23 protein-coding genes are annotated in these 25,010 nt (G+C 41.6%); 7 read left to right on the top strand and 16 right to left on the bottom strand.

What is annotated here, in order from left to right:
* Positions 1-36 precede the first annotated feature (36 nt).
* From QHT84_RS05105 to QHT84_RS05095, 3 genes are read left to right on the top strand one after another with little or no spacing between them, the layout of a single operon-like run.
* Positions 37-1,044 (top strand): alpha/beta hydrolase, encoded by a 1,008-nt coding sequence (locus QHT84_RS05105; RefSeq protein WP_283238475.1) that lies wholly within the window; start codon positions 37-39, stop codon positions 1,042-1,044.
* Positions 1,045-1,068: 24 nt separating this feature from the next.
* Positions 1,069-1,650: a GNAT family N-acetyltransferase gene (locus tag QHT84_RS05100; protein WP_283238474.1), complete on the top strand. Its 582-nt coding sequence runs from the start codon at positions 1,069-1,071 to the stop codon at positions 1,648-1,650.
* Between the two features lie 59 nt (positions 1,651-1,709).
* Positions 1,710-2,564, top strand: coding sequence for a GNAT family N-acetyltransferase (locus tag QHT84_RS05095; protein WP_283238473.1), 855 nt, complete (start codon positions 1,710-1,712; stop codon positions 2,562-2,564).
* A gap of 146 nt (positions 2,565-2,710) precedes the next feature.
* Here the strand turns inward: QHT84_RS05095 and QHT84_RS05090 are convergent, their stop codons facing one another.
* The 5 genes from QHT84_RS05090 to QHT84_RS05070 all read right to left on the bottom strand — a co-directional run bounded on the left by QHT84_RS05090 (position 2,711) and on the right by QHT84_RS05070 (position 6,313).
* On the bottom strand, positions 2,711-3,709 hold the full coding sequence (locus QHT84_RS05090) for a T9SS type A sorting domain-containing protein (protein ID WP_283238472.1): 999 nt from the start codon (positions 3,707-3,709) through the stop codon (positions 2,711-2,713).
* A gap of 118 nt (positions 3,710-3,827) precedes the next feature.
* Positions 3,828-4,400, bottom strand: a complete 573-nt coding sequence (locus QHT84_RS05085) for a DinB family protein (RefSeq protein ID WP_283238471.1) — start codon at positions 4,398-4,400, stop codon at positions 3,828-3,830.
* Between the two features lie 10 nt (positions 4,401-4,410).
* Complete coding sequence (locus QHT84_RS05080) at positions 4,411-4,917, bottom strand: LytR/AlgR family response regulator transcription factor (RefSeq protein WP_283238470.1); 507 nt, start codon at positions 4,915-4,917, stop codon at positions 4,411-4,413.
* A gap of 95 nt (positions 4,918-5,012) precedes the next feature.
* Positions 5,013-5,561 carry a Crp/Fnr family transcriptional regulator gene (locus QHT84_RS05075; protein WP_283238469.1) on the bottom strand — a complete coding sequence of 183 codons (549 nt, stop codon included), beginning with the start codon at positions 5,559-5,561 and terminating at the stop codon, positions 5,013-5,015.
* 164 nt (positions 5,562-5,725) lie between these two features.
* A complete protein-coding gene (locus QHT84_RS05070; RefSeq protein ID WP_283238468.1) occupies positions 5,726-6,313 on the bottom strand; it encodes a DinB family protein in 588 nt (195 codons plus the stop codon).
* A gap of 331 nt (positions 6,314-6,644) precedes the next feature.
* Here QHT84_RS05070 and QHT84_RS05065 point away from each other — a divergent pair, with 331 nt between their 5' ends.
* Positions 6,645-7,316 carry a porin family protein gene (locus QHT84_RS05065; RefSeq protein ID WP_283238467.1) on the top strand — a complete coding sequence of 224 codons (672 nt, stop codon included), beginning with the start codon at positions 6,645-6,647 and terminating at the stop codon, positions 7,314-7,316.
* A 120-nt stretch (positions 7,317-7,436) separates the two neighbouring features.
* On the opposite strand, the gene QHT84_RS05060 is transcribed toward QHT84_RS05065, so the two are convergent.
* Positions 7,437-7,871 (bottom strand): cupin domain-containing protein, encoded by a 435-nt coding sequence (locus tag QHT84_RS05060; protein ID WP_283238466.1) that lies wholly within the window; start codon positions 7,869-7,871, stop codon positions 7,437-7,439.
* Between the two features lie 82 nt (positions 7,872-7,953).
* On the opposite strand from QHT84_RS05060, the gene QHT84_RS05055 reads away from it, so the two are divergent.
* The 3 genes from QHT84_RS05055 (at position 7,954) to QHT84_RS05045 (ending at position 10,785) form a co-directional block, all read left to right on the top strand.
* A complete protein-coding gene (locus QHT84_RS05055; RefSeq protein WP_283238465.1) occupies positions 7,954-8,556 on the top strand; it encodes a TetR/AcrR family transcriptional regulator in 603 nt (200 codons plus the stop codon).
* Positions 8,557-8,695: 139 nt separating this feature from the next.
* Positions 8,696-10,096 carry a pyridoxal phosphate-dependent decarboxylase family protein gene (locus QHT84_RS05050; RefSeq protein ID WP_283238464.1) on the top strand — a complete coding sequence of 467 codons (1,401 nt, stop codon included), beginning with the start codon at positions 8,696-8,698 and terminating at the stop codon, positions 10,094-10,096.
* Positions 10,093-10,785: a cyclase family protein gene (locus QHT84_RS05045; protein ID WP_283238463.1), complete on the top strand. Its 693-nt coding sequence runs from the start codon at positions 10,093-10,095 to the stop codon at positions 10,783-10,785. Before QHT84_RS05050 ends, QHT84_RS05045 begins: the two co-directional genes overlap by 4 nt.
* A 64-nt stretch (positions 10,786-10,849) precedes the next feature.
* Here QHT84_RS05045 and QHT84_RS05040 read toward each other — a convergent pair whose 3' ends face one another.
* The 10 genes from QHT84_RS05040 to QHT84_RS04995 all read right to left on the bottom strand — a co-directional run bounded on the left by QHT84_RS05040 (position 10,850) and on the right by QHT84_RS04995 (position 24,925).
* Positions 10,850-11,062 carry a heavy-metal-associated domain-containing protein gene (locus tag QHT84_RS05040; protein ID WP_283238462.1) on the bottom strand — a complete coding sequence of 71 codons (213 nt, stop codon included), beginning with the start codon at positions 11,060-11,062 and terminating at the stop codon, positions 10,850-10,852.
* A 30-nt stretch (positions 11,063-11,092) separates the two neighbouring features.
* Entirely contained in the window at positions 11,093-12,508 is a 1,416-nt protein-coding gene (locus QHT84_RS05035; protein WP_283238461.1) for a DHA2 family efflux MFS transporter permease subunit, read from the bottom strand.
* A gap of 92 nt (positions 12,509-12,600) precedes the next feature.
* A complete protein-coding gene (locus QHT84_RS05030; RefSeq protein WP_283238460.1) occupies positions 12,601-13,938 on the bottom strand; it encodes a TolC family protein in 1,338 nt (445 codons plus the stop codon).
* Positions 13,939-13,948: 10 nt separating this feature from the next.
* Positions 13,949-17,050, bottom strand: coding sequence for an efflux RND transporter permease subunit (locus QHT84_RS05025; RefSeq protein ID WP_283238459.1), 3,102 nt, complete (start codon positions 17,048-17,050; stop codon positions 13,949-13,951).
* An 18-nt stretch (positions 17,051-17,068) separates the two neighbouring features.
* Positions 17,069-18,139 (bottom strand): efflux RND transporter periplasmic adaptor subunit, encoded by a 1,071-nt coding sequence (locus QHT84_RS05020; RefSeq protein ID WP_283238458.1) that lies wholly within the window; start codon positions 18,137-18,139, stop codon positions 17,069-17,071.
* Positions 18,140-18,303: 164 nt separating this feature from the next.
* Positions 18,304-20,562: a heavy metal translocating P-type ATPase gene (locus QHT84_RS05015; RefSeq protein WP_283238457.1), complete on the bottom strand. Its 2,259-nt coding sequence runs from the start codon at positions 20,560-20,562 to the stop codon at positions 18,304-18,306.
* Between the two features lie 61 nt (positions 20,563-20,623).
* On the bottom strand, positions 20,624-21,220 hold the full coding sequence (locus tag QHT84_RS05010) for an AraC family transcriptional regulator (protein ID WP_283238456.1): 597 nt from the start codon (positions 21,218-21,220) through the stop codon (positions 20,624-20,626).
* Between the two features lie 81 nt (positions 21,221-21,301).
* A complete protein-coding gene (locus QHT84_RS05005; protein WP_283238455.1) occupies positions 21,302-21,865 on the bottom strand; it encodes a helix-turn-helix domain-containing protein in 564 nt (187 codons plus the stop codon).
* A 57-nt stretch (positions 21,866-21,922) separates the two neighbouring features.
* Positions 21,923-22,429 (bottom strand): GNAT family N-acetyltransferase, encoded by a 507-nt coding sequence (locus tag QHT84_RS05000; protein WP_283238454.1) that lies wholly within the window; start codon positions 22,427-22,429, stop codon positions 21,923-21,925.
* A 6-nt stretch (positions 22,430-22,435) separates the two neighbouring features.
* Entirely contained in the window at positions 22,436-24,925 is a 2,490-nt protein-coding gene (locus QHT84_RS04995) for a multicopper oxidase domain-containing protein (protein ID WP_283238453.1), read from the bottom strand.
* Positions 24,926-25,010: the final 85 nt, after the last annotated feature.

The raw sequence follows: 25,010 nt of genomic DNA, 5'->3' as shown, positions 1-25,010 counted from the left end.
ACGTAACAGATGGCCTTATCGGGCGACTTCTATCAGATGAAAACATGCACAAACTTCCTTATTCTGGGTTTTGCCTTATTGGTAAATCAACTCAGTATTGCCCAAAACTGCGGTTTCAGACAACTCAATCCTGAAATTGCCTACTTTTTGAAACTCATCGGTTATAAAGATTTGTCTTTAGAACAACTCCGCAAAACTCCTATTGAACAAATAAAATTTGCCGGACCACCAGCCATACCCTATCCGACAAGTGATGTCACTAAAATTAAAATAACGGCCGACAGTATTCCGGTTTTGGTCTTTAACCCTACTAAGGGAAAAAACCTACCCATCATTATTCATTATCATGGTGGTGGCTTTATCGCTCCGCTGTTGCCTTGTTTGGAGCAACCACTATGGCTGGAAGCCAAAACTTACGAGGCGGTGGTTTTTGCTGTAGATTACAGAGTGGCACCCGAGCATCCGTTTCCGGCAGCGGTGAATGACAGTTACAATGCTTTTAAGTGGATTGCGGAAAACGGAAGTAAATTTGGTGGAGATACCACTAAAATAATCCTTGAAGGGAATAGTGCCGGTGCCAATTTGGTAGCCGTGACAGCTCAAAAAGCCAAAAAAGAAGGTATCAGTCACCAAATAAAATTACAGGTAATGAATGGATTGCCGGTTGATCTTCGCCCTTCAAATATGGAAAATTCAAGCTCTTATCAGGAAAATGCTGTGGGCTATTTTCAAACCAAAGACGCTTGTTACTTTTCAGTTGAGACCTATGCCCCGCAACAGTATAACAACCCTGAAGTATCACCAATCCTTACCGAAGACCTCACAGGCTTACCGCCGGCGGTAATTATTAATGCCGAATTTGATCCGCTCAGAGACGACGGAGCCTTGTATGCCGCAAAACTGAGACAATTTGGTGTGACTGTTTGGGAGAAATGCTTTCCGGGACAAATTCATTGTTTAATTGGGCTATTACCCGAAGCTAAAGAAATTAAAGAATACCAAGCCATTGTCAAGCAAGCCATAACAGCCTCCTGCAAACCCTAAAAGACAAAAAGGATTTATATTGACATGGAAAGATTCAAACTACAAACCCATCGACTGGTCATAAGACCTCTTTTACCGACCGATGTAAACGATTTTCATTTGTACCGCTCCAATCCTGAAGTGACACGATACCAAGGTTTTGATGTAATGTCTCTTGCGGAAGCGGAACATTTTATACAAGACAATGCCTCCAAAACATTCGGAAAACCGGGCGAATGGGTGCAGTACGCCATCGCTAACAAACACTCGGGAAAAGTGATTGGCGACTGTGCATTGAAACTCGATACCTACGATACCCGAATAGCTGAAATAGGAATCACAATCTCACATCTGGAACAAAATAAAGGGTTTGCTAAAGAATGTCTGTCGGCGATTTTGGAATATTTATTTGAAGTCAAGGTGCTTCATCGGGTAGTTGAAATTGTAGACGTGGAAAATATGCCGTCTATACGACTTCTCAAAAGCCTTGGCTTCAGATTAGAAGGACATTTTATTGAAAATATTTTCTTCAAAGGAAAATGGGGCAGCGAATACCAATTCGCCATGCTGCAAAGTGAATGGACTCAGCAAAAACGCAATACCCACAACACCTCTGACGCTGATTAAACAACGCTCTGAAAAAGAGCTGAAACAAATTCTTCAAAAATACAATCGCCTCCAAAACTATGATACAACTCAAAACCCTCGAAAATACCGATACCGCTACCCTAACTAAAGCTTTTAACACCGCTTTTTCAGATTACAGTGTACCCATGCAGATAAGTGTGGAGCAATTGGAAACAAAAATGCATACAGAAGACATCAAACCGGAATACTCCGTAGGTGCTTTCGAGGATAATCAATTAGTCGCTTTTATATTGCACGGGTATAAAGTATGTCAAGGACAACCCACACTATACAATGCCGGCACAGGTGTTATTCCAGACAACCGAGGCAATAAGCTGACTTTCAAACTATACGAATTTATCTTGCCGCAACTTCTTCAACAAGGAATAAAAAATGTAATACTCGAAGTGATTACTACAAACAAGCCTGCCATTTGTACCTACACAAAAGTAGGTTTCACGATAGTTCGTGAACTCAACTGTTACAAAGGCCACCTCATCGAAACCAATCAAAAGAGAGACTCCCATATCGTTGTTCTGAATGATATAGATTGGAATTGGGCCACACCGTTTTGGGATTGGGAACCAACATGGCAAAACAGCAGTAAAGCCATGGCAAATGCCAATGATGCGTGTATCAAACTGGGCGCTTTTGAAGGAGACCGGGGAATCGGTTACCTCATTTTTAATCCTAAAAGCAAAAGAGTTCACCAACTTGCCGTTGATAAATCATACCGAAACCAAGGAGTAGCCACTCAACTCTTGGACTACATCAGGAATCAATATGGCCCTGAAGTCAGCCTTATCAATGTTCCCGTTACAGCCACAGCCACCCTTGCGTTTTGGGAGCGTATGGGCATGCAAAAGACAGTGTCACAATACGAAATGATGCTGACAGAAGAGTCTTTTTCCTGAGAATTAGCAACAACTCCCCCTAAGCCGAATAAAAAACCTTGCCTGATGAACCATCAAGCAAGGCTTCAACAATTTAACCTTAAAAAACTCTAATTACTTCTTATGGGCATAGTATCGGTTGAACACAAACCAAGAAGTGTTATGATCTATATTTTGACAAACTTACGACTAAGAGATAAGTCGCCGCTTGTAATGTTTATGATGTAATTGCCGGATGACAATCCGTCTAAAGCAATAGTGGTCCCGATTACACTGTTTTGACTGATAGTCCTACCGGTCATATCATAAATAACATAATCAAAAGTACTTTCCGGTAACCCGCCTACTTGGATTTGTTGCGTAGCCGGGATAGGATAAAGCACCACTTGGTCGGGATTAAAATCGCCTACCCCTAACGCAGACGGTGTCCAAACAAATTGATTTCCAAAAGCAGGTTTACTTAAACTGCTTAAAAGACAAGTATCATTTAAAGTGGTTCCGGCTGCTGTATTCCAACTGGGGCTTGTAGTTGTTCTGATGTTAAAATCGGTGTCGGATGTTTTTAAGCCCATTTCGACATCACTGGCAAAATTGGGATTCAAAATAGTTCTTCCAAAAGCGATGGCAACTGCATGGGTAGACTCCGATAATTGAATTTGAAAATCGATGATGTCCGGTCCGGCAGCATGATCCAAAGTTTGAATTCTGGCTGTAGCAAACCATTCAATAATAAAAGTTCGGTTTGGCGCCTGTCCCACAACAGCCGATTTAATAGTGGTTTTGGCCTCCGGTATGTCTATGGGATGCAAGTCGATTCCCAGAGCCGAAACAATTCCCTGCACTGCAGCAGACTGTGTTGAAGAAATAGGAGCAATAAAAGATAACTCGCTCGGCTGTGCCGCTCCGAACCAAATATATCCGTTTTCAGAAATTCCAAGAGAGGTGTGACTAACACCGCCAAAGTTAAAAGAAAACGGCAAGGTAACGATGGCCGGTGAAACAATGTCATCGGAAACGGTGTGTACGGTAACATTCGGCCCTGTGGTAGTGATATAAGGGAATTGGCTCCCATTCCTGTAAAAGGTGTAACTACCAACTTGAGCTACCATTTGTGAGAAGCAACAGCTCAAGAGTAAAATGAAGAGGTGACGTTTTTTAATGTTCATTTTTTTTGATTTGATGATGATTGATGATGTGAAACTACTACGATATGATTAGGCTACTACAATAAAATGTAATGAAGGCGAATAGTGGCGTACTGAAAGCTTGATGAACATCCCTAGCTTACTCTTGTGCCGAGAAATTTTTAATTTTCAAACAATTTTGAGCTTGCAGCAAATGACGTTCATGATGAACCACCATAAAGCGCAAAGTATCTCCTAAACTGATGGTAATCCAACGCGACATTACGGTTGGGATTTGAACAGCAGCTAAATCGAGGGTGCGACAAGCCTCCAAAAGCTGCAAAAAAGCTTCCTGATTCGCAATAAATTTTTGTAAAACAACAGTATCAACCGGTGTCCCGTTGGGGTTCATGGCGGCTATCGCTTTCATTTTTTTGATTTTCCCCTCTTTGGGTTCCATGAGTTTTACAAAAAATTGTCCTAACCAGCCCGAGCGAAAACTACTGCTACCCTTTTTCACAACCTCTTTTTGTACTGCTTTTTGCAATAAGGGTAAATAAAAAGCATAATAGCGATTCAAGTGAGTCACACATTCTAATACCGACCAGGTATTCGTGTTTTCTTTATAACGAAGCTGACTATCAGCTAGTTTTTGAAATACCTGAACCAAGGCGGTGGCTTTGTGCGTTCGGTCTTCCAAATCGGCTATTAATTCAATGGTGTTGATTTTCATATGATTCGAATTAACGGTTTAACCATTTTTTAAAATCGCCCGAATTGTCTATACTGACTATAACATCGCTATCCGTTGCCGGTACTAATTCGAGCTTAACTCTACTCTTTGACCAAACGGCTATCTTTTGAATAGACGTATAAGAAACAATTGTTTTGCGGTTGATGCGATAAAACATAGCCGGATCTAATTTGGTCATCAAACGTTCTAAAGATGTATCCAACAGGTATTTTTCGTTGGCATGTGTGACCAACTTAGCATACCTTCCGTCACTCTCAAAATAAGCGACTTGTTCAATTGCTATGCTTCGGATATGTTGTCCCAAAGTGACCAAAAATCGCTTTTGATACACATTCCGTTCCCCTTTGATTCGGTCAGCCAATACTAAAGCGGCTTCGAGTAAACACTGAACTATAGCGTCATTGAGTGGTACTTTTGCCTCAGCAGCAAACGAATTTCCGAACAAGCGGCTAACCAATTCAAGGTCAGATGAGTGAAAAGTAGTCATGGTTTTCATTGTCTTACTTTTTAAGAGTTACTCTGTTTTGTTGAGGCAAAGTTCAAACAATGAAATCAATAAAAAATTGATTCAAATCAATTTCGACAGGGATGCTATTTTTGGCCCCGAATACGACTAAACGTCTCCGGAGTCATTCGAAGATAGGAAGCAATGTATTTGGCCGGTATGTGCTGAAAAAGTTGCGGACTGCGTTTAAAAACCCGATGATAACGTTCGGTGGGAGAAACAGTCAACAAATCGGTTTCCCTTGTAATCAATTGGGTAATAATCCCCTCTAAGGCTTGCGTATACTGCAACAAAAAAGTATTGTTTTGCTTGATATACTCGTAAAAATCATGACGATGAATACGGAGCAGTACCGATTTTTTGAGCGCTTGTATGTAAAATTCAGAAGGAGCACCGGTAAAAAACGAAACCGGAGAATTCATAATAGAATTGGGATACCCAAAACGAATGATTTGCTCTTGATACTCGGTAATGTAAAATATTTTAAAGGCACCTTCTTCTACAATATACAGATACTGATCAATCATACCTTCCGCCACCAAATATTCATCACGCTGAATGGTAATTCGCTCAGCATGAATCTCATCGGGATTGCGCAAATTAGCCCATAAGTTATCCTCTTTTGGTGTTGGCATATGGAATTATCCTTTCTTCAAAAATAGAAAAAAATAGAGTGCCGCGAATCACCTTGACAAATTCTTTTGAAAACGGTGAAGTAATCGCAGGAGGAAGCACCACAAAACTCGTCTGTTATTTAATACTATGATAAAAAACAAATGACAGATAGTGGAGACAGCCTTTAAGCAATAACACTTTTTTCCGAGGACATTACGGGTATGGTTAGTAACCGGTTTTGAGCCTGCAGCAAATGCCGCTCATTATGAGCCACAATAAAACGCAAAGTATCGCCCAAACTCAATGTGACCCACTTAGATAGTACTGTAGGAATGGTTGGAGCGCTGATATCATAAGCTTTACAAAGATTCAAAAGCGCTGTGAACTCCGATTGATATTCGATAAATAATGACAACTCATCCCTTTGCAAAATAGTGTGATTGGGATTCATAGCAGGCACCGCCTTCATTTTTTTTACCTTATCCGACTCGGTTTCCATCAAACGCACAAAATAGTTCCCTAAAAAACCGGTCTTAAAAACAATCACCCCTTTATGTGGCGTGCTTTTTGACAATGCTTCCCGCAATAACGGAAGGTAGAATGTGTAATAGCAATTTAAATGCGCAATACATTCTAATACCGACCAAGATTCGGAATCGGCCTTGTAACGCAAATCCGAATCATCCCTGGTGATAAAGCAACGAACAATGGTTGCCTGGTGCAGTGTTCTACTTTGTAAATCTTCCAATAACTCAATGGCATTAATTTTCATAGCATTTTAAATCAGTAGCTTCTAATATCAGTTATCAATGTTACGGCTTCAAAATAACAAATCATCGGGTGTCCGAAAGGAGTCCGGTGTAATCAAAGAGGTATTTTTTGTAATGGAAGCCAACAGCAACGTCAAAGAGCGGATGGACAAGTCCGAGAGGATGCAAAACCAATAAAATCGAGCTTCATTTTTCAAAAGGAAAGATTCAATACCCGTAAAATCTCTTCTGTTACATTCCCTTACAAAGTTGGCACTCACCTTTTATAGTTTTACAGCCGAAGTTCCGAATACCGGAATTTCAAAAAAAAATCATCAATTAAAAATTAAAAAAATGAAACACACGAAAAAAATGCTCGTAATGTTGACCTTGCTCGGTTTTGTTTATATCAGCCAAGCACAAGAGGTAAAATGGGGAATCAAAGCCGGTTATAGTGTCTCAAATTTCAAAGGAGATTATGACCAAATTGATTATGTTTCCGGTTTTCATGCCGGTGGACTCGTAAAAATGGGTTTAAATGAAAAATGGGGATTACAAGCCGAACTGTTGTATGCCATGGAAGGAGGGCAATACGACTTGGCGATCAGTGAGCCTCCTTTAAGTGCTAAAATAGCTGAGAAAGTAACATTAGGATACCTCAATCTTCCTCTTATGGCACAATACAAAGTGGCCGGAGGTCTTACCTTAGAAGCCGGTCCGCAAATCGGATTCTTATTGAGCGGCAAAACCGAATACAATTCAGAAGTGACTATAGGAGAAGAAATCATCACCGATTCGGGAGAGATTGATATTAAAGACCGATTAAAAACCCTTAGTTATGGGGTAAATCTTGGATTGGGATATGAATTCAAAAACAATCTTTTTTTACAAGCCCGTTATCATTTAGGATTAGCCAATATTTCAAAAGAAAATACCACTGCAAATGAAGAAGAAGAACCTTTAGGATTAAACCCCGACCAACTTAAAAACCAAGGGTTTCAATTTTCATTAGGCTACCGTTTTTAAAAAACAATGTTTTGTTTGACCTCTGCCGTAAACCTTGTGTTGGGCAGAGGTTTTTTTGTTGTAACTAAACGCTCAAAAAAAAGGTATTCTCTGTTAGAATACCTTTGGAGTCAAATCCCGTCAAATGGCCAATTGCATATCATAGTCAGCTGCCGTGGAAATTACCTTTTGGATAATATCGGAGGATAGGGACTGTTCCTGTGCATCAGGCACATCCACAGCTACACCCATGGTCTCAAAAAAAGCGGCAAATCCTTTAGGACTGTGAATGTTAACCCACTTACATGACTTTTCTGAAGCATTTCTGAAAGTATGTAAGGTATTGGGCGGTAAAGTGATAAAATCACCCGACTTAGCCGTTTTTACAACACCGTCAATAATAAACTCCATCTCGCCTTCTAACATTAAAAAGGACTCATGATAACTGTGATGCATGTGGGGTGGCGGTCCTTGTACTTGAGCCGGTGTTTCTCCAACCATGATGTCATAGTCTCCTGAGGCATTAAGGGAGGTCACGTGGTGACCCAAAACCCAACGTTTGATTGTCTGATTCATTTTTTGATTATTTTATGAGATTATTATCTCACAAAGGTAAGACATATTTTGAAAAAACAAAATTTTATAAGATATTTGTCTCATGAGAAATAAATATATCGAATCCGGAAGAAGCAAACAGAAGTATCATACCCGAGAAAAGATTTTGTCAGCAGCCCAGCAGTTGCTTCAGTCAAAGACCGATTTTACCCTAGAGGAAGTGGCACAGAATGCCAAATTATCAAGAGCAACCGTGTACCGTTACTACTCTAATAGTGATGCTCTCTCAGCAGAGGCAGTTTTAGACAGATTAACGAAAGACTCCTCATCAATTGCAAAAGATATAAAAGGAGATGATGTATTGTCGCGATGTTTGGAAATTCAACACTATTACAACAACTTGGCATTGGACAATGAAGCTGCTTTCCGAAAATACTTGAGCATTGTATTAACCAACACATCAGAAGTAGAACAAGTAAGAGGCGGAAGAAGAGTGGAAACCTTAAAAGCAACCTTGGAAAACAGTAACCCGAACCTCACCACAAAAGATAAAACAAATCTTATTCATGCCGCGAGTATACTCATGGGAATTGAAGCATTCATCGTGACAAAAGATGTATGTGGATTGGATAACGAAAACTCAAAAGCTACGCTCAAATGGGCAATGGAAATGATGATAAAAGGAGTACTAAAAGCAGACAAATAAAAAAAGATAACAAATTATAAAATTAAATACGAATTACCGGTAATATGACAAGGGCTCAAAAGTCAATTATGGGTAGCTTGCCGATACCTACCGGTATTAAGCCAAATAAATTACTAATAAACATTTAAATCAATCAAAAATGAATCAGCTGTTACAAAACGATCTTAATCAACTCGATGCAATTTTGGAGAAAACCAAACAACAAGGACTCTCCTACACGCATCAATTAAACACCAGACCAACCTCTACTCGCACCATCATCACCAAAAAAGACACCTTAAATCCCGAAGGCTTAGGCGCTTTGGGAGCTTTAGAGGCATTTAATGAACGCCTCGAGCCGTTAATGGTCGCCTCATCCGGACCACGGTATTGGGGTTTTGTCACCGGTGGTTCAACGCCGGGTGCCATCGTAGGCGATTGGTTAGCCACCGTATACGACCAAAATACACAGTCTGAAAACGGCAATGGCGATAACTCCGCCAAAATTGAATTGGAAACGATTCAGTTATTATTGGATCTCTTAGAACTTCCTAAGGAATATCTGGGTGGCTTTGTCACCGGAGCGACCATGTCTAATTTTACGGCACTGGCCGTAGGTCGCCAATGGTTGGGAAAACAAAAAGGAATTGATATCGCTAAAGAAGGAGTTACTCCTAACTTAAAAGTGCTTACAGCCACGCCGCACTCTTCCGCCTTGAAATCGTTGGCGCTATTGGGAATGGGCAGCAACAATTTTATAAAAATTAAGGTCCTGGAAGGCAACCGGGAAGCTATAGATCCGGTCGATTTGGAGCAAAAAATCATGGCCTTAGAAGGAGCCCCTTTTATCCTGATTTCAAGCGGAGGAACGGTAAACACCGTCGATTTTGATGATTTTGAAGCCATTAGTAAATTAAGAGAAAAATATGCCTTTTGGTGGCACATTGATGCCGCTTTCGGTGGGTTTGCTGCCTGCTCTCCTTCACACAAACACTTATTAAAAGGTTGGGAAGGAGCTGACAGTATCACGGTAGATTGTCATAAATGGCTCAATGTTCCTTACGAAAGTGCTGTGTTTTTTATCAAAGAAAAACACCGAAAGTTGCAAGTGGAAACGTTTCAAAATTCGAATGCCCCCTATTTGGGCGATCCGTTGGAAAATTTTACCTACCTCAACTTTTTGCCCGAAAACTCCAGAAGACTGAAAGCACTTCCGGCCTGGTTTTCACTCATGGCTTATGGTAAAAACGGCTATCGCGATATCGTGGAAAACAATATCCAAAATGCGCTTCAATTGGGTGCTTTTGTCGAGACAAATCCACTTTTTGAAATCCTGGCACCGGTCCGACTCAATACGGTTTGCTTTAGCTTAGCCGGAACGGAAAACCAAGAAAACGTCAATATATTTTTGAAAAAACTCAACGATACCGGTAAAGTGTTTATGACCCCAACCGTGTACAACGGCAAAAAAGGCATACGTGCCGCCTTTGTGAATTGGAGAACCTCAGCCCATGACATTGTCGAAGTAACCCAATTAATGGAAACCTTAGCCAAAGCATGAGAGAAATTATCGATTTAAGTCAGGAAATTTACAACGGTATGCCTGTTTTTAAAGGCTTACCTGAGGTCAAAATAAGTGTGCACGCTACCCATGAAGTATGGGAAGGAATTGAAAATCCAACCACGTCTACGCCCAGCGTTTACCAATTAGAACTCGGAGAACACACCGGGACGCATGTAGATGCCATAAGCCATATGGGGAAAGAGTATAAAACACAAACCATAGACACCATGCCGCTTTCGATGTTTTATACCGAAGGCTTTTGTCTCGATTTCTCGCATAAAGACCTGCGGGAGCTCATTACAGCAGCCGAAATCAAAGCGGCCTGTGAAAAAGAGGGAATGGCTATTCAAAAAGGAGATACGGTGTTGCTGTATACCAACCATTACCGTAAGCATTATAACACTGCCGATTGGCCCAACGGCCCGGGAATTACAGCCGAAGCGGCGCAATGGCTAGGAGAATGCCACATAGCTGCTTTTGGGGTGGAGACGATGTCGCCCGGCGTTCCCAAAATCTCTAATCGGGAAGTCCACCAAATTTGCGGTGCTATGGGATTTACACATTACGAAAACCTAATAAACCTTCATGAATTACTCGGTAGAGGGCGTTTTCGCTTTATAGCCTTACCGTTAAAAATCAGAGGAGGCACCGGCTCTCCGGTACGAGCCGTAGCCGTTTTTGAATAAATTACAGGTTCTAAAATAAAAAACCCCGATTGTAAAAATCGGGGTTTCTTTTGAGGTCCACATGTTACGATAAAGGTTCGGCTGTAAATCCTGATTCTTTAACGATTTCAATAACATCAGCCTCACTAACATTAGGATTCGTGACCGTCAACGTTTTCTTCAGGGTCATCAAATCAACTTCCCATTGTCCTTCGCCTAATTTCTCATCGAGTACCGGAGAGGCTTTGGAAATACATCCGGTACATTTAATATTGGTTTTGAATTGTAAAGTGTTCATAACGTATAAATATTTAATTAATATAAACTTTTATTTTGAGGTTTTTATCGAAAAAACGGTCATTAATGTTGCCAAACCACTCAACACGGCTGCAGCGGTAAAAGCAGTTTGAAATCCGGCGACCAATCCTTCCTGAGGACTCGCTACTACAGTGCTTACCGATGAAGTTTTTGCTGCAGCTATCACAACAATTACGGCCAAACCTAAAGCCGATCCGATTTGGTAACTGGTATTCACCAATCCCGAAGCCAATCCCATCTCCTCCGGTTTAGCACCCGACATAGCTGCCATAGTACTTGGAATATAAGCCAACGACATTCCTACAGCACCCAATAATGAAGCCGGTAACACATGAGTTACAAAGGAACCTTCAACCGGTACCAAACTAAAAAGTACTAGTGAGGCTGTCAGAAACAATAGTCCGGCAATCAAATTGGCTTTAAAACCAAACTTTACCACTAATTTTCCGGTAAAGCCAACCATCACAATCATGATAACCAGGGTCATCGGAAGCAATGCTAAACCGCTGTTAAAGGCCGTATAGTGAAGTACCTGTTGCAAATAAAGATTCAGATAAAACCAAAGCGGAATCCATGAACCGGCCAACAATGCCGTAATGATATTTCCGGCAGAGAGGTTAGGAACTTTAAAAATAGATAGTGGCAGAAGCGGTTCTTTCTTGCGCCCTTGACTTACCAGAAAAACGGAGAATAACACCACGGCCACCAACAGCAATCCTAAAGTTTTATAGGACAGCCAACCTGCTGACTCGGCTGAAACTATGGCGTAAACCATCAACACTAGGGCTGATGTTGCCATAATTGCTCCCGACATATCCACACTGCCTTTTTGGGTGGTGCCTTTTTGCAATACTTTTGGCGATTGAATGAGGACAAACAATCCGATGGGAATATTGATTAAAAAGATCCATTCCCACGACATCCATTCGGTAATGACTCCTCCTAAAAATACCCCGGCTGAACCACCGGCCGCAGCAGCGGCTCCCCAATAGCCAAAGGCCTTTCCTAATTCTTGAGGATCGGTAAACATGGTCATCACCATGGTGAGAGCAGCAGGTGCAATAAAAGCGGAACCCAGTCCTTGTAATGCACGAGCAGTATTTAATGCCGAATCAGACCAAGCTACACCCGCAAATAAAGAGGCAAGCGTAAGTAGGGCAAATCCCCACATAAAGGTTTTACGCGCTCCGATTAAGTCCGACAGCTTCCCGCCCAAAAGCAGGAAACCACCGAAGAAAATAACATAAGCGTTAAATATCCATTGCAATCCGGTTTGACTGTATCCCAAGTCTGACTGAATGGCCGGTAAAGCTACTCCAATGATAGAAGTATCCATAATGACTATGAATTGTGCTATACACAGTAAAAATAAAGCGGTCCATCTTAATGGGTATGGCGCACTTGTTGTTGATTGATTACTTTTCATGACTTTAATATTGTTAAACAAAGTTAGTTTCAGAATACATCCTGAACCTTGCACTTTTTTCTTCTTTTTTACTATAATTTTTTAAAATTGACTTACTCTAGTGAACCCAATGCCTTTTCAAAAGCTACCGTTAAAACCTTGAGCTCATATACCGCCATAAGGTAATTGAGCTGCGCCGTATGCAAAGCCACTTCAGCGTCATTTACTTCCAACATAGAACCCAAATCATGGAGATATCGGTTGCTGTTTATAGAAAAATTCAGGGTTGCCGCTTCAACTGTCTTTTTTTGAATTTCCAATTGGGCTTTTGCATTTTTCCAATTACCGGCTATAGTATGCAACTCTAAACCGGCTTCTTCCTTCATATCATCGAGCTTCAATTTTTCTTGCTCAATTTTAATTTTACTTTGGCGGGCCTTAGCATTAAAAATACCGCCGTTAAAAACCGGCAAGGCTACCTGTAAGCCTAAATAACCGGTCTTAGGGAATGGATATCGAGCCATATTAAGATCATCCGCTTGGGCCTGAAGTTGGTATTGCCCAATTAGTGAAACTTGCGGTAAAAAATTCCCTTTAACCGCCGACAATTGGCGCTCTTCACGCTCTACGACAAATCCCTGGCGTAGAATATCATTGCGATGTTGGAGTGCTTCAGTTGCTTTTTGTTCTAATACCGAAAACTTTTCCGATTCACCCTCTAAAACCAACGCATCTGAAAGTTCCAATGTAGCACTGTCCATACCCAAGAGCTTTTTAAATCTGTGATTGGCCACTTCAAGAGTGGTGTTTAAATACGCTATAGTAGATTTTAAATTTTCCACAGCTATGTAACTCCTTAAGGTGTCCATTTTCAAAGCCCTTCCCGCCATCAATAAAGATTTGGAGTCGGCCAACGCCTTCTGATTTCGAGTTAAACTAATATGTTGCAACTCCAACTGATTTTTCAATAGTTGAATGCCATAATATTCTTGGGTTACCTGATACATTAATTGGCTTTTCATCTCCCGGGTATACTCCTTTTGAATCTTCTCATCCAAACGAGCCACCTCTTTTTGCCGTTTGATTGGCTTAGCCAACAACGGTTGGTGCAGTGTAACTCCGGCATTCAAGGCGTTTAACCCACCAACACTAACATCTTGTACCGGATTTGATGTTCCGGCAAAAGAGCCCGGTAAAAAAATAACTTGTCGATCGAAATAGTGGGATACCGTTCCGTTCAGTTGCACGGAAGGAAGCAATTTTCCTCTCCATTCATTAGTAACTTCTTGGGATCTTTTTTCTTCAAGCTTTTGAACCGAAAGACTTCTATTATTGGCTAAAGCCAACTCTTTCGCGTCTTGCAAAGTCAGATATGTCGCTTGCGCCTCAGAAAGATAGGGAGTCAATAACGTCAATAAAAGCAAGACTATTTTATAAAATAATGTTTTCATAATACGTGTTTTAGATTTCATTAGTGGACTCCGATGGCAATGCTTCGGGCGATGTAATTACCGATTTGACTGTGGAACCGGATAAATAAGAATACACCGCCGGTATGATAAACAAGGTTAAGATTCCGGCAAAAAGTAAACCGCCTACAATAACAATCCCCAACGATTGTCTGCTGTTAAAAGTGAGCGCAATAGGCAGAGCTCCGAAAATCATAGCTAAGGAAGTCATCAATATCGGTCTGAAACGATGCACCGCCGCTTGGACAACCGCCTCAAATTTGGTCATCCCTTGCGCTTTCAAATCGTTCGCAAATTCTACAATTAAGATTCCGTTTTTGGTAATTAAGCCTACTAAAGTGATAATTCCGATTTGACTGAATACATTTAAACTTTGATCAAACCAATACAAACTGATTAATGCTCCGGTTACTGCCATAGGTACCGTTAACATAATGATAAGCGGATCACGAAGACTTTCAAACTGAGCCGCTAAAATCATGTAAATAAGCAACAAAGCCAATACTAACGTAAATAGAATATTGCCTTGACTTTCTTCATAATCTCGCGCTTGTCCTGCCAGTGAAGTTTTGAAATTTTCACCTAAGACACTTTTTTTGATCGTTTCCATTTCTCGAATACCTTCTTCCAAACTCACACCCGGAGCCAATCCGGCGGAGATAGTGGCAGAGGTATACTGATCATAGCGATAAATAGCCGCAGGACTGATCCCTTCATCCAGAGTAACCAAATTATCCAACGAAATCATATCACCGTGGGCTGATCGGACAGTAATGGATTTTAAGTCACTCAAATCATTGCGCTGTGTCTTTTCAACCTGACCTATAACTTCATATTGACGATCATCTTTTAAGAAGTAACCATAGCGCTGTCCGGATAAAGACAACTGTAAGGCTCTGGAAACTTCCTGTATAGAAACACCCATAAGAGCCGCTTTTTGACGGTCAATATTAATCTTGAGCTCCGGTTTATTCATTTTCAAATCCGAATCCACAAACAGCAACTTTTTGCTTTGACGAGCGGCATTTAAAAATTTCGGCAAGACTTTGTTAAGTGAGTCTAAATTCTGTGCCTGTAAAACATACTGTACCGGCATACCCCCGCCATATCGCGTTCCTATAGTTGGCGGCATATAAGGAAACACCAAAAACTTTCTGAAATTACCCGAAGCCGCACCATACTGATTGTAAATATCTTGTACGGAAGATTTTCGCTCCTTCGGATCTTTGAGATAAATGGTTTGTACCGCAACATTAACCGGCGCAGGTGCCGGTATAAAAGAAATGGCAACCATAGAATACGTTTGATAAAGACCTTCGGTTGAATCGTTGACATATTTGCCCACCTCCAACATGTTTTCTTTCATATAATCATAGGAAACCCCTTCCGGTGCAATAGCAATTAAATTCAGATTGGAACGATCTTCCACAGGCGCCAACTCCGATGGAAGCAAACTCCCTAAAAAGTAAATCAGCCCTCCGGCCACTGCTAAGAATACCCATGCCAACCATCTTCTCTTCATAAAGCCACTTAACAAGTTTTCATATCCTTTGTTGAGTCGGATAAAAAACGGTTCTGTTTGGCGATACAACCAATTGTGTTTATCCTGTCTTTTTAACAAATAAGCACTTAACATCGGAGACAAGGTCAAGGCTACAAAGGCCGAAACCAATACCGAGCCCGAAACAACAATGGCAAACTCTTTGAAAAGTTGTCCGCTGATACCGCCCATAAAAATGATAGGCATAAACACAGCGGCCAAGGTGATGGTTGTTGAAATTACAGCAAAATAAATTTCTTTCGAACCGGCAAAGGCCGCTTCAATCGGACTCATGCCCTCTTCTACTTTTTTATAGATATTTTCCAGTACTACAATAGCATCATCTACCACCAAGCCAATGGCTAAAACCAATCCCAAAAGCGTTAAAACATTGATTGAAAATCCGGCTATATACATTATAAAGAAAGCCGACAGGATGGACACCGGTATAGCCAATACGGGTATTATGGTCGAACGCCAATCTCTTAAAAACAAAAAGATAATCAGTACCACCAAACCAAAAGCGATAAACAAGGTTTCTTCTACTTCCTTAATCGATTCTCTTACCGGCTTGGTAAAATCAAAACCAACAATAAGACGATACTCTTTAGGGACTTCTCGGCGCAATTGCTCTAATCGTTTGTAAAACTCATCAACCACTTCGATGGCGTTAGCACCACGCTGTATTTGAATGGCTACTCCTACTCCGATTCGATTGGCATTGTTAGTTCCGTTAATAATCGCATTACGCTCATTCATTTCGCCCAATTCGGCAAACCCCACATCCTGCAGTCGGATTACCGCGTCATCGGTCTGCTTGATAATCATGGTATTGAAATCGGCCACTGTTGTCAATCGGCCGATAGCACGTACACTCAACTCATTGTTGCTGCCTTCAATACGACCCGATGGCAAGTCGATGTTCTCGCGCAATAATGCCTGACGGATATCTTCCGGGGTTAATCGGAAAGCTGCTAATTTAATAGGATCAAAACGCAGTCGCATAGCATATTTATGATCGCCTACAATGGCTACGCGATTGATTCCGGGAATCGACTGAATACGATCTTTAATCACGGTCGAAGCCAAATGACTTACTTCTTTTATGTCTTTGGTATCGCTTTCTACTTCCAAAAAGGCTACTAAATTATCCGGTGAGGATGCTTTTTCAACTATGGGAGGATCTACATCTGCCGGAATTTGATTTTTTGACTTAGAGACCTTATCACGAACGTCATTCAGAGCATCTTCTAAATTGATATCTCTGTTAAATTCAACAGATATAATACTCACTTGCTCTCTCGATTCAGAGGAAATGGTCCGCAACCCGTTGGCTTCCGCAATGGCTTCCTCCATAGGTTTCGTAATCTTTGAAGCAATTACATCAGGACTCGCGCCCGGATAAAAAGTCACAACCGAAATCACCGGTGGCTCTGTCAAAGGAAATTCTCTGACACCAAGGTATTTCCAACCTACCAAGCCCATAACAACAATAATGGCCGAAAACACACCGGCCAATACCGGCTTTCTTATACTTAATGATGGTAAACTCATAATTTTAAGGTATTAGTATTATTTTGAAGGAATCGCATTAACCGGCATGCCGTGACCCAAACGAAGAATATTGGTAATTACTATCGTATCGCCGTTTTTAATCCCCGAATTAATGATGGCCTCTGATTCCGATCGGTTGGCAATAGTTACCGGAGTTAATTGCGCTTTCCCGTCCACTACGATGTAAACATTGTAGCCATTCTCCCCGGGAATCAAGGCTTCAGACGGTATTTTAATTCCTTTAGTTCCCTCTCTTACAGCCGAAAAGTGTATTTTGGCAGACATGCCACCTTTGAATGCGCCACCGGCATTTCCTGTCAACGCTTGCACACGCACGCTTCGGTTAGCCTCCTCCAAACCGGATTCTACGGCATTTATTGTTGCCGTCTTGAACTGCGTTGAGAGCTGAGTGGTAAACCTGATTTGGCCTCCTTTTTTAACCTGTAAAAGATATTTTTCCGGCACCGAAAAGTGAATCTTAACCTTGCTCTGATCTTGTAAATTCACTAAATCAAGTCCGGGTGTGACATAAGCACCCACTGCAACTTTAGAAATCCCGATACGCCCCGAGAACGGAGCTCTGATTTCGGTTTTACTCAACTGGGATAACAGGAACTCTTCCTGAGCCTTCATGGCTTGTAACTTGGTCGCCACATCGTCATACTCTTGCTTTCGAACAGCATCGGTTTGCAGCAGCCTTTCCATTCGTCGTTCATTGAGTTGTGCCAATTGGAGCTCGGCTTTTAGTTCTTTCAACTTTGCTTTTAAATCAGCGTCGTGTAATTTGTAAAGTAATTGCCCTTTAACTACATTGCTTCCGTCACTAAAAGCAATTCGGGAAACTTTTTGGGCGATCTCACTTACAACAGCTATTTCCTGATTAGGAACTATAGTGCCCACAACTACCTCTTCCTGATTTAAATCAGTCTCTTGCGCTACAATAACATCCACAGGAAGAGCACTCGCTCCCGTTGATTGACTATTGGCTTCTTTTGTGGTCTTGGTATCTCCGTCTTGGCAAGAATTCAATGTTAGAATCAACATACCGGCCGCGAGGAATACGCTCCCCAATTTTAAATCTTGTAACATATTAAAACAGTTTAAGTTAATACTATGAAACAAAATTAATTGGACGCGCTCCGTCGGTCTTTGCACTATTAAACGGAAGATTTCTAAAATTTTTTGAATTTGAAACAAAAAAAAAGTCCGGTTTCAAACCGGACTTTCTCTTGCTGATTACCAAATGTAATCGCCTATCTGAATCGGATCATTTTTAATCGCAAACTATTCCCTACCACCGAAACCGAACTCAAAGCCATGGCTGCTCCCGCAATCATAGGATCAAGTAAAAATCCGTTGTAAGGATATAACAATCCGGCGGCTACCGGAATACCGATTAGATTATAAATAAAGGCCCAAAACAAATTCTGCTTGATGGTCGTGATGGTTTTGCTTGACAATGTCAAAGCTTTGGGAATCATATTTAAATCAGAAGTGATTAAGGTCATTTTAGCCACATCCATGGCAATATCGGAACCTTTACCCATGGCAATACTGACATCGGCTTGTGCTAAGGCATGACTATCGTTGATACCGTCTCCCACCATCGCAACTACTTTGCCTTGCGCCTGAAGTTCTTTCACAAAAGAAGCTTTATCTGATGGCATAACTTCGGCCTTGAAATGGGTCAACCCTACTTCTTGTGCCACAGCTTGCGCTGTTTGGGCGTTATCACCGGTCAGCATATACACTTCAATTCCGCGGTCATGAAGCGCTCGAATCGCTTCTTTAGAAGTCGCTTTCACCTTATCGGCTATAGCAATGGCTGCCAAGGTAGTACGGTCGTCTGCAAAGAAAACTACCGTTTTGGCTTCTTTTTGCCATTGGGAAGCCTGCTCGGCTAAGGTCGCATCTACTTCAATTTGGTGTTGTGTCATCAACTTGGGATTACCGATAAAGTAAGACTTGCCGCTATAAGTGGCTTTTACCCCTTTGCCGGTAATACTCTCGAATCGGTCGAGTACTACCGATGCTGTATTTTCGCGTTTTAAAATTTCGGTTACGGCTTCTGCCAACGGATGTTCCGATTGCAGCTCAATGCTGTACAAGACTTGTTTGAACAATGTGGTCTCTTTTGGGTCTGCTTTCCACACCAAATCGGTAACCACCGGTTTTCCTTCGGTAATGGTTCCGGTTTTATCTAAAATGATAGCGTTAACCTTGTGACCCAACTCCAAACTTTCGGCATCTTTGATTAAGATATTGTTCTCCGCTCCTTTACCAATGCCTACCATGATGGCGGTTGGCGTGGCTAATCCGAGCGCACACGGACACGCAATAACCAAGACCGAAACCGAAGTCAGCAAAGCATGCGTCAACGCATTTTCAGTGCCAAACACCATCCAGGCTATAAAAGTCAGTATCGCTATCCCAATGACCACAGGCACAAAAATTCCGGCAATTTTGTCCACTAATTTCTGTACCGGTGGCTTACTGCCTTGCGCTTCCTGTACCATTTTGATGATGTGCGCCAATATGGTATCCCCACCTACTTTTTCCGCTTTGAATTGAAAACTGCCTTTTTGGTTGATGGTACCGGCGTATACTTTGGTTCCTTTACTTTTTTCAACCGGTATCGGTTCACCGCTAATCATACTTTCGTCTACAAAAGAGATGCCGTGGGTTACTTCACCGTCAACCGGAATTTTATCCCCCGGTTTGACCACAATAATGTCACCAATAACGACTGAGGCTATCGGAACTTCTGCTTCCTTACCGTCTGTTATGACCGTTACCGTTTTAGGTTGAAGACCCATTAATTTTTTAATAGCCGATGACGTATTGGATTTGGCCTTTTCTTCTAACAATTTTCCAATCGAAATAAAAGCCACAATCACGGCTGCCGCTTCAAAGTAAACATGGGCGTGTAAACCTCTTTCATGCCAAAAGGCCGGAAAAAAAGTATTAAAAACACTGAAAAGATAAGCAATACCGGTACTCAAAGCGACCAGCGTATCCATGTTAGCTTTACCGTGTTTGGCTTGCTTATACGCATTGGCAAAGAAACTTCTTCCGAAATAAAACACCACCGGCGTCGCTAAAGTCATCATGATGTAGTTGCCGTAAGGCATATCCATAAAAAACATCCCGATAATGGTGATGGGAATCGATAGCAATATGGCTAAAACGGTTCTCTTTTTAAGAGCTTCATAATGCTTTTGCTGTTGGTCTTGTTGCGCCTGAAAAGGATCCTCCTCATTCACTATCAAGTCGTATCCGATGGATCGGGTTCGGTTTTGAATTTCTTCGATGGTCACCGCATCCGAATACTCAATCCAAGCCGATTGATTGGCATAATTAACCGAAGCATCTTTGACGCCTTCGGTCGCTTTGATAATACTTTCCACACTAATGGCGCAAGCCGCACAAGTCATACCCGTAACCGGAAAGGTTTGCTTGGTGAAAATATTCTTTTTGTCGGGTATCGGAACTGTTGTTTTGGTAGTTTCCATAATTAAAAATGGGTGTTAAACACAAGGGATTGATTTGTAAAATCGGGCGGTACTTCTGAAGTTACGCCCCTGATGATGATTGAAACTCCTTTGCTGAAAAAGAAGCTGTTTTTCGTATATTTTTATAATAGTTGGTGTCAAAACCGGTATACGATTTTAATTGTCGGGACAAATGGGAAACACTGCTGTATCCCAATTCATCGGATATCTCAGTAAGTGATTTATCGGTTTGGATGAGTTGCTCTTTTACTTTTAAAATGCGTTGGGTAATAATGTACTTCTCGAGCGTTACACCTTCAATTTCAGAAAAGACCGCACTCAGATAAGCATACTCTTTTTGTAAATGCCGACTCAAATAATCGGAAAACTTAATGGTATTTCGGGTTTCCGCTTGGCGATCGATTCCTGTTTTTACCCATTCCTTCACAGCGGCCACCAATTGGATTTTTTTATCAGACAACAATTCAAATCCATACTTTTCAATGGTCTTTTGTATCGTATCTTCATCCACATGAGCCGGTAGTTCGCCTTTGAAAAAAACCTCTCCCAACTGAATTGAGGTAATTTCTAAACCAATGAGAGAAAGTTCCTCAAAGAGGATGGCTATACATCGGGTGCATACCATCCCTTTAATCTGAAGTCTGTTTGTGCTTTGCATATCCTTTTGATTTAGTGAAACAAAGGTAGAACCGAGTACAGAACAGATTGTTATAAAATTCCGGATAAGATGTGTAAAATTTTATAATTGATCGAGCGATTGCCGCTTGTTTTCTTTAACCAATTTGAAATGGGAAGGCGTAAGTCCGGTGACTTTTTTAAATTGTGTAGAAAGATGCTGTACATTACTGTAGCCTAACTTATAGGCAATTTCACTCAACGAAAGTTCATTGTATACCAAAAGTTCCTTGACTCTTTCAATTCGCTGTAAAATGATAAATTGCTCAATGGTTATTCCTTCGGTGGTAGAAAAAATTGAGCTGATGTAATTGTACTCCACCGGGATTTGTTGGGCAATAATGTCTGAAAAGTTTCTTTGCAACACCACCTCATCACTCCCGTGAATGATGCCCACGATAATATTCTTCACTTTTTCAATAATCATCGCTTTGCGGTCATCGAGTACCTCAAAACCGTGAGCCGCTAACCGATGCTTTAACAGCACTAATTGCTCTTCCGATAAAGACTCCTTAAACGTAACTTCACCCAATTGCACCTGCTCGGGTACCAAACCGTGATTGGCTAACTCCTGAGTAACCACCATAATGCAACGTTGGCATACCATATTTTTTACCGCTATCTTCATAAGAACAATTTAAATATTGAAATACAGAAACCCATACAAAGATAAAGACTCTTCGGTTTACTTACTGCTGCAGGGTTTCGAATACGTGTAAACCCACAAAAAATCACCACCTTGTTCCACTTCCCGTTCTCGGATAAAGCCAAGTCTCTCCAATAGCTGTATGGAGCTTTGGTTTTCCTTCATGGTAACCGCAAATAGGGTATCGTGGGTCTTCGTCAATTCGGTTAACAAACAAGCTGCCGCTTCAAAAGCGTACCCTTTTCCCGAATATTGCGGTAAGAAGGCAAAACCCAAATCGGGAAAATCTAAGTAATCCCGCTGAATTACCGTAAGAATCCCTATTGGTCGGCGATTTTCTTTTAAAAACACAGTGTAATAATCCAAATCGGGATGGGTTGTTACTTTCTGAATATAGGCTTCAGCATCTGCTAAAGTGTTCACATTTCGATTGCCGATAAATTGCAACCACCCTTGGGAATTCAGTAACTCTTGGATAAACCCGGCTACATTGGCTTGTAAAGGTTCAAACCAAAGTCGGGCGGTTTCATACTGCTTTTCATTCATATAATATTAATAATTTAATTGTATCCCGAAACCTAGTTTCATATCGCTATCATAATGGACGGTGATGCCGGAATGTCGCGTCGTGATGTAGCGTAAACCAGCCATATACTCTTTATCGGTATTCCACATCACATTCATGCGCAATCTTTTGGACAACGGTATATCCATGCGTTCCAATTGGATTCTGAAATTACCGTCGTCGTAGGCTTCTGCTTGCGCTTTGATAAGCATGGGCAACGTGTATTCGACACCCAAACTGAAAACACCTCTTTTGTCTTTAGTACTGGTTTGCCCAAAGAGGTTTTCTTCCATTTCACCGGCTTCCATTTTGCGATAGCGCCAATCGAACCCTACAAATGGCATCAGCCATTGCATCTTGCCGATATAACGACCAATGTGGGTTTCGGTTTCGTAACCGTGCATGTCGTTATACCCTAAACGCCATTCGGTACCGATACTCCAACGTGTATTTTGAATCATCAAGCCGCCGTCGTTCCCGTTCGTCGCAAAATCATTTTCGGCCATGATGTGAAATTCCCTGTCATCGGCAAATAACTTACGTTGCGCCAATTTCGGATTTGGGATTAAAGGATTAGCCGCCTGATTTTCATACGTAAAAACGCGTCCCATGCCGCTCATCATGTGATAGAGAATATGACAGTGAAAAAACCAATCGCCTTCTACATTGGCATGAAACTCTAAAGTATCGGTTTCCATCGGCATAATGTCGATAACATTTTTCAACGGAGCATAATCGCCTTGACCGTTTACCACCCTAAAATCATGACCGTGTAAATGCATCGGGTGACGCATCATGGAACCGTTGTAGAGCACTATCCTGACATTCTCTCCTTTTCTAATCAATATTTTATCGGTTTCCGACACTACTTTATTGTCCAAACTCCACACATAGCGGTTCATATTACCCGATAATTCAAATCGCAATTCTTTAACAGGACCTTCAGGCAAAGTTGTTTTCTGCGGGGCTTTGAGCATGGCATAATTAAGCGTCACTATGTCGGAAAGTGCATTGCCATCGTATTGATTCGGATTGGATTCCGTACTATTTCGCTTTGTTTTTTGAATTTCGGGACCGGTAATCTCGGGATACATGACCACATTCATATCCATTTGATTGAGTGACATCTGCATGCCCATATCGTCCAAATCGCCGTTCATTTTCATCATGTCGTTCATCATCTTCATTCCTTCAAAATATTTCAGCTTGGGTAATGGGGTGGCCAATTGTTTGACGCCACTTCCCAAAATGAGAGAAGTCGATTTGGTCCGGTCTTCGGCAGTTGCCAGAAATTCATACGCTTTACCGTCCTCGGGAATGGTCACAATCACATCATAGGTTTCGGAAACGGCAATGAGTAGTCGGTCTACTTCTACCGGCTCTACATCGTTGCCGTCACTGGCTACAACGGTAATTTTTCCACCGGAATAGGTGAGCCAAAAATAGGTCGATGCCCCACCGTTAGAGATACGCAAACGTACCTTATCTCCGGCCTTAAATTGCGGAAACTCATTTTGGGTTTTACCGTTAATGAGGAATCTATCATAATACACATCGCTCACATCCATCGCATTCATGCGCTTCCATTCGTTGGTAAGCTTGGTCATAAAATGCCCGCTGCGAATGGCTTCGGCATAACTCTGGGTGGTTCCTTTTTTGATGGCAAACCAATCGGTCGCATTGTGCAACATGCGGTGTACATTTTCAGGTTTCATATCGGTCCACTCACTCAAGATGACCGGAATGGCAGGCAAATCATCGATGCCTTTTCTGAAAGTCGGATCCTCGGGTCTTTTATTCATAATAAAAGAACCGTACATGCCGATTTGCTCCTGCAATTCGGTATGACTGTGGTACCAATGCGTGCCGTTTTGAATAATCGGAAACCGATACAGGTGCGTCGAGTGCGGCGGAATGGGCATTTGCGTCAAATTAGGCACCCCGTCTTCTTTGTTAGGCAAAAACAAACCATGCCAATGCAGGGAGGTTTCCTCATCTAATTCGTTATGCACATAGATTTCTGCCATGTCACCTTCGGTAAAGGTTAGGGTTGGCATCGGAATTTGGCCGTTGACCGCAATGGCTCTTTTGGGCTTTCCTGTAAAATTTACAATGGTATCCCGTACGTATAAATCATACCGCACCGTTTTGGAAATGGTTTTGGGAGTGGCAACAGCTGCTTCCGAAATCACAACAGAGGCGGATTTCTTTGTCGTATCACTGTCCGTCTTTTTTGGGGTTTCCGGCGAGGGACTACTTTTGGGTGTCGACTTCACTCTTGCTTTTTTCTCCTTGATCAAGGTCATGCCGCATTTGGGGCATTTCCCCGGTTGGGTCGATCGGACTTCAGGATGCATTAAGCAAGTATAAGTGCCGGATTGTTGGTGAAAACCAAACCCATCCGATGGATACGCTTCTTTGGTGGAACCCAAAATAACGGAAGTAAAAAACAACAGTACCAGCAGTATTTTTTTCATATGTAATACTATTTAACTTTGATTATAAAACGCTATGACACCACCAAACATTTCTGGTTGGTAGCTAAAGACTTTTGGGTACATC

Origin of the sequence: Flavobacterium sedimenticola (assembly GCF_030053345.1) — a bacterium.
Taxonomy (GTDB): Bacteria; Bacteroidota; Bacteroidia; order Flavobacteriales; family Flavobacteriaceae; genus Flavobacterium; species Flavobacterium sedimenticola.
Note: the sequence above shows the minus strand (reverse complement) of the source record. Positions and strands in the feature narration are given on the sequence as shown.

What these genes read in the sequence shown, in the direction of transcription:
- QHT84_RS05050 (WP_283238464.1), top strand. Translation starts at nt 8,696, where the DNA reads ATGAATCAGCTGTTACAAAACGATCTTAATCAACTCGATGCAATTTTG.
- QHT84_RS05055 (WP_283238465.1), top strand. Translation starts at nt 7,954, where the DNA reads ATGAGAAATAAATATATCGAATCCGGAAGAAGCAAACAGAAGTATCAT.
- QHT84_RS05095 (WP_283238473.1), top strand. Translation starts at nt 1,710, where the DNA reads ATGATACAACTCAAAACCCTCGAAAATACCGATACCGCTACCCTAACT.
- QHT84_RS05025 (WP_283238459.1), bottom strand. Translation starts at nt 17,050, where the DNA reads ATGAGTTTACCATCATTAAGTATAAGAAAGCCGGTATTGGCCGGTGTG.
- QHT84_RS05020 (WP_283238458.1), bottom strand. Translation starts at nt 18,139, where the DNA reads ATGTTACAAGATTTAAAATTGGGGAGCGTATTCCTCGCGGCCGGTATG.
- QHT84_RS05045 (WP_283238463.1), top strand. Translation starts at nt 10,093, where the DNA reads ATGAGAGAAATTATCGATTTAAGTCAGGAAATTTACAACGGTATGCCT.
- QHT84_RS05075 (WP_283238469.1), bottom strand. Translation starts at nt 5,561, where the DNA reads ATGCCAACACCAAAAGAGGATAACTTATGGGCTAATTTGCGCAATCCC.
- QHT84_RS05100 (WP_283238474.1), top strand. Translation starts at nt 1,069, where the DNA reads ATGGAAAGATTCAAACTACAAACCCATCGACTGGTCATAAGACCTCTT.
- QHT84_RS05105 (WP_283238475.1), top strand. Translation starts at nt 37, where the DNA reads ATGAAAACATGCACAAACTTCCTTATTCTGGGTTTTGCCTTATTGGTA.
- QHT84_RS05035 (WP_283238461.1), bottom strand. Translation starts at nt 12,508, where the DNA reads ATGAAAAGTAATCAATCAACAACAAGTGCGCCATACCCATTAAGATGG.
- QHT84_RS05090 (WP_283238472.1), bottom strand. Translation starts at nt 3,709, where the DNA reads ATGAACATTAAAAAACGTCACCTCTTCATTTTACTCTTGAGCTGTTGC.
- QHT84_RS05030 (WP_283238460.1), bottom strand. Translation starts at nt 13,938, where the DNA reads ATGAAAACATTATTTTATAAAATAGTCTTGCTTTTATTGACGTTATTG.
- QHT84_RS05080 (WP_283238470.1), bottom strand. Translation starts at nt 4,917, where the DNA reads ATGAAAACCATGACTACTTTTCACTCATCTGACCTTGAATTGGTTAGC.
- QHT84_RS05070 (WP_283238468.1), bottom strand. Translation starts at nt 6,313, where the DNA reads ATGAAAATTAATGCCATTGAGTTATTGGAAGATTTACAAAGTAGAACA.
- QHT84_RS05010 (WP_283238456.1), bottom strand. Translation starts at nt 21,220, where the DNA reads ATGCAAAGCACAAACAGACTTCAGATTAAAGGGATGGTATGCACCCGA.
- QHT84_RS05000 (WP_283238454.1), bottom strand. Translation starts at nt 22,429, where the DNA reads ATGAATGAAAAGCAGTATGAAACCGCCCGACTTTGGTTTGAACCTTTA.
- QHT84_RS05085 (WP_283238471.1), bottom strand. Translation starts at nt 4,400, where the DNA reads ATGAAAATCAACACCATTGAATTAATAGCCGATTTGGAAGACCGAACG.
- QHT84_RS05065 (WP_283238467.1), top strand. Translation starts at nt 6,645, where the DNA reads ATGAAACACACGAAAAAAATGCTCGTAATGTTGACCTTGCTCGGTTTT.
- QHT84_RS05015 (WP_283238457.1), bottom strand. Translation starts at nt 20,562, where the DNA reads ATGGAAACTACCAAAACAACAGTTCCGATACCCGACAAAAAGAATATT.
- QHT84_RS05005 (WP_283238455.1), bottom strand. Translation starts at nt 21,865, where the DNA reads ATGAAGATAGCGGTAAAAAATATGGTATGCCAACGTTGCATTATGGTG.
- QHT84_RS05040 (WP_283238462.1), bottom strand. Translation starts at nt 11,062, where the DNA reads ATGAACACTTTACAATTCAAAACCAATATTAAATGTACCGGATGTATT.
- QHT84_RS04995 (WP_283238453.1), bottom strand. Translation starts at nt 24,925, where the DNA reads ATGAAAAAAATACTGCTGGTACTGTTGTTTTTTACTTCCGTTATTTTG.
- QHT84_RS05060 (WP_283238466.1), bottom strand. Translation starts at nt 7,871, where the DNA reads ATGAATCAGACAATCAAACGTTGGGTTTTGGGTCACCACGTGACCTCC.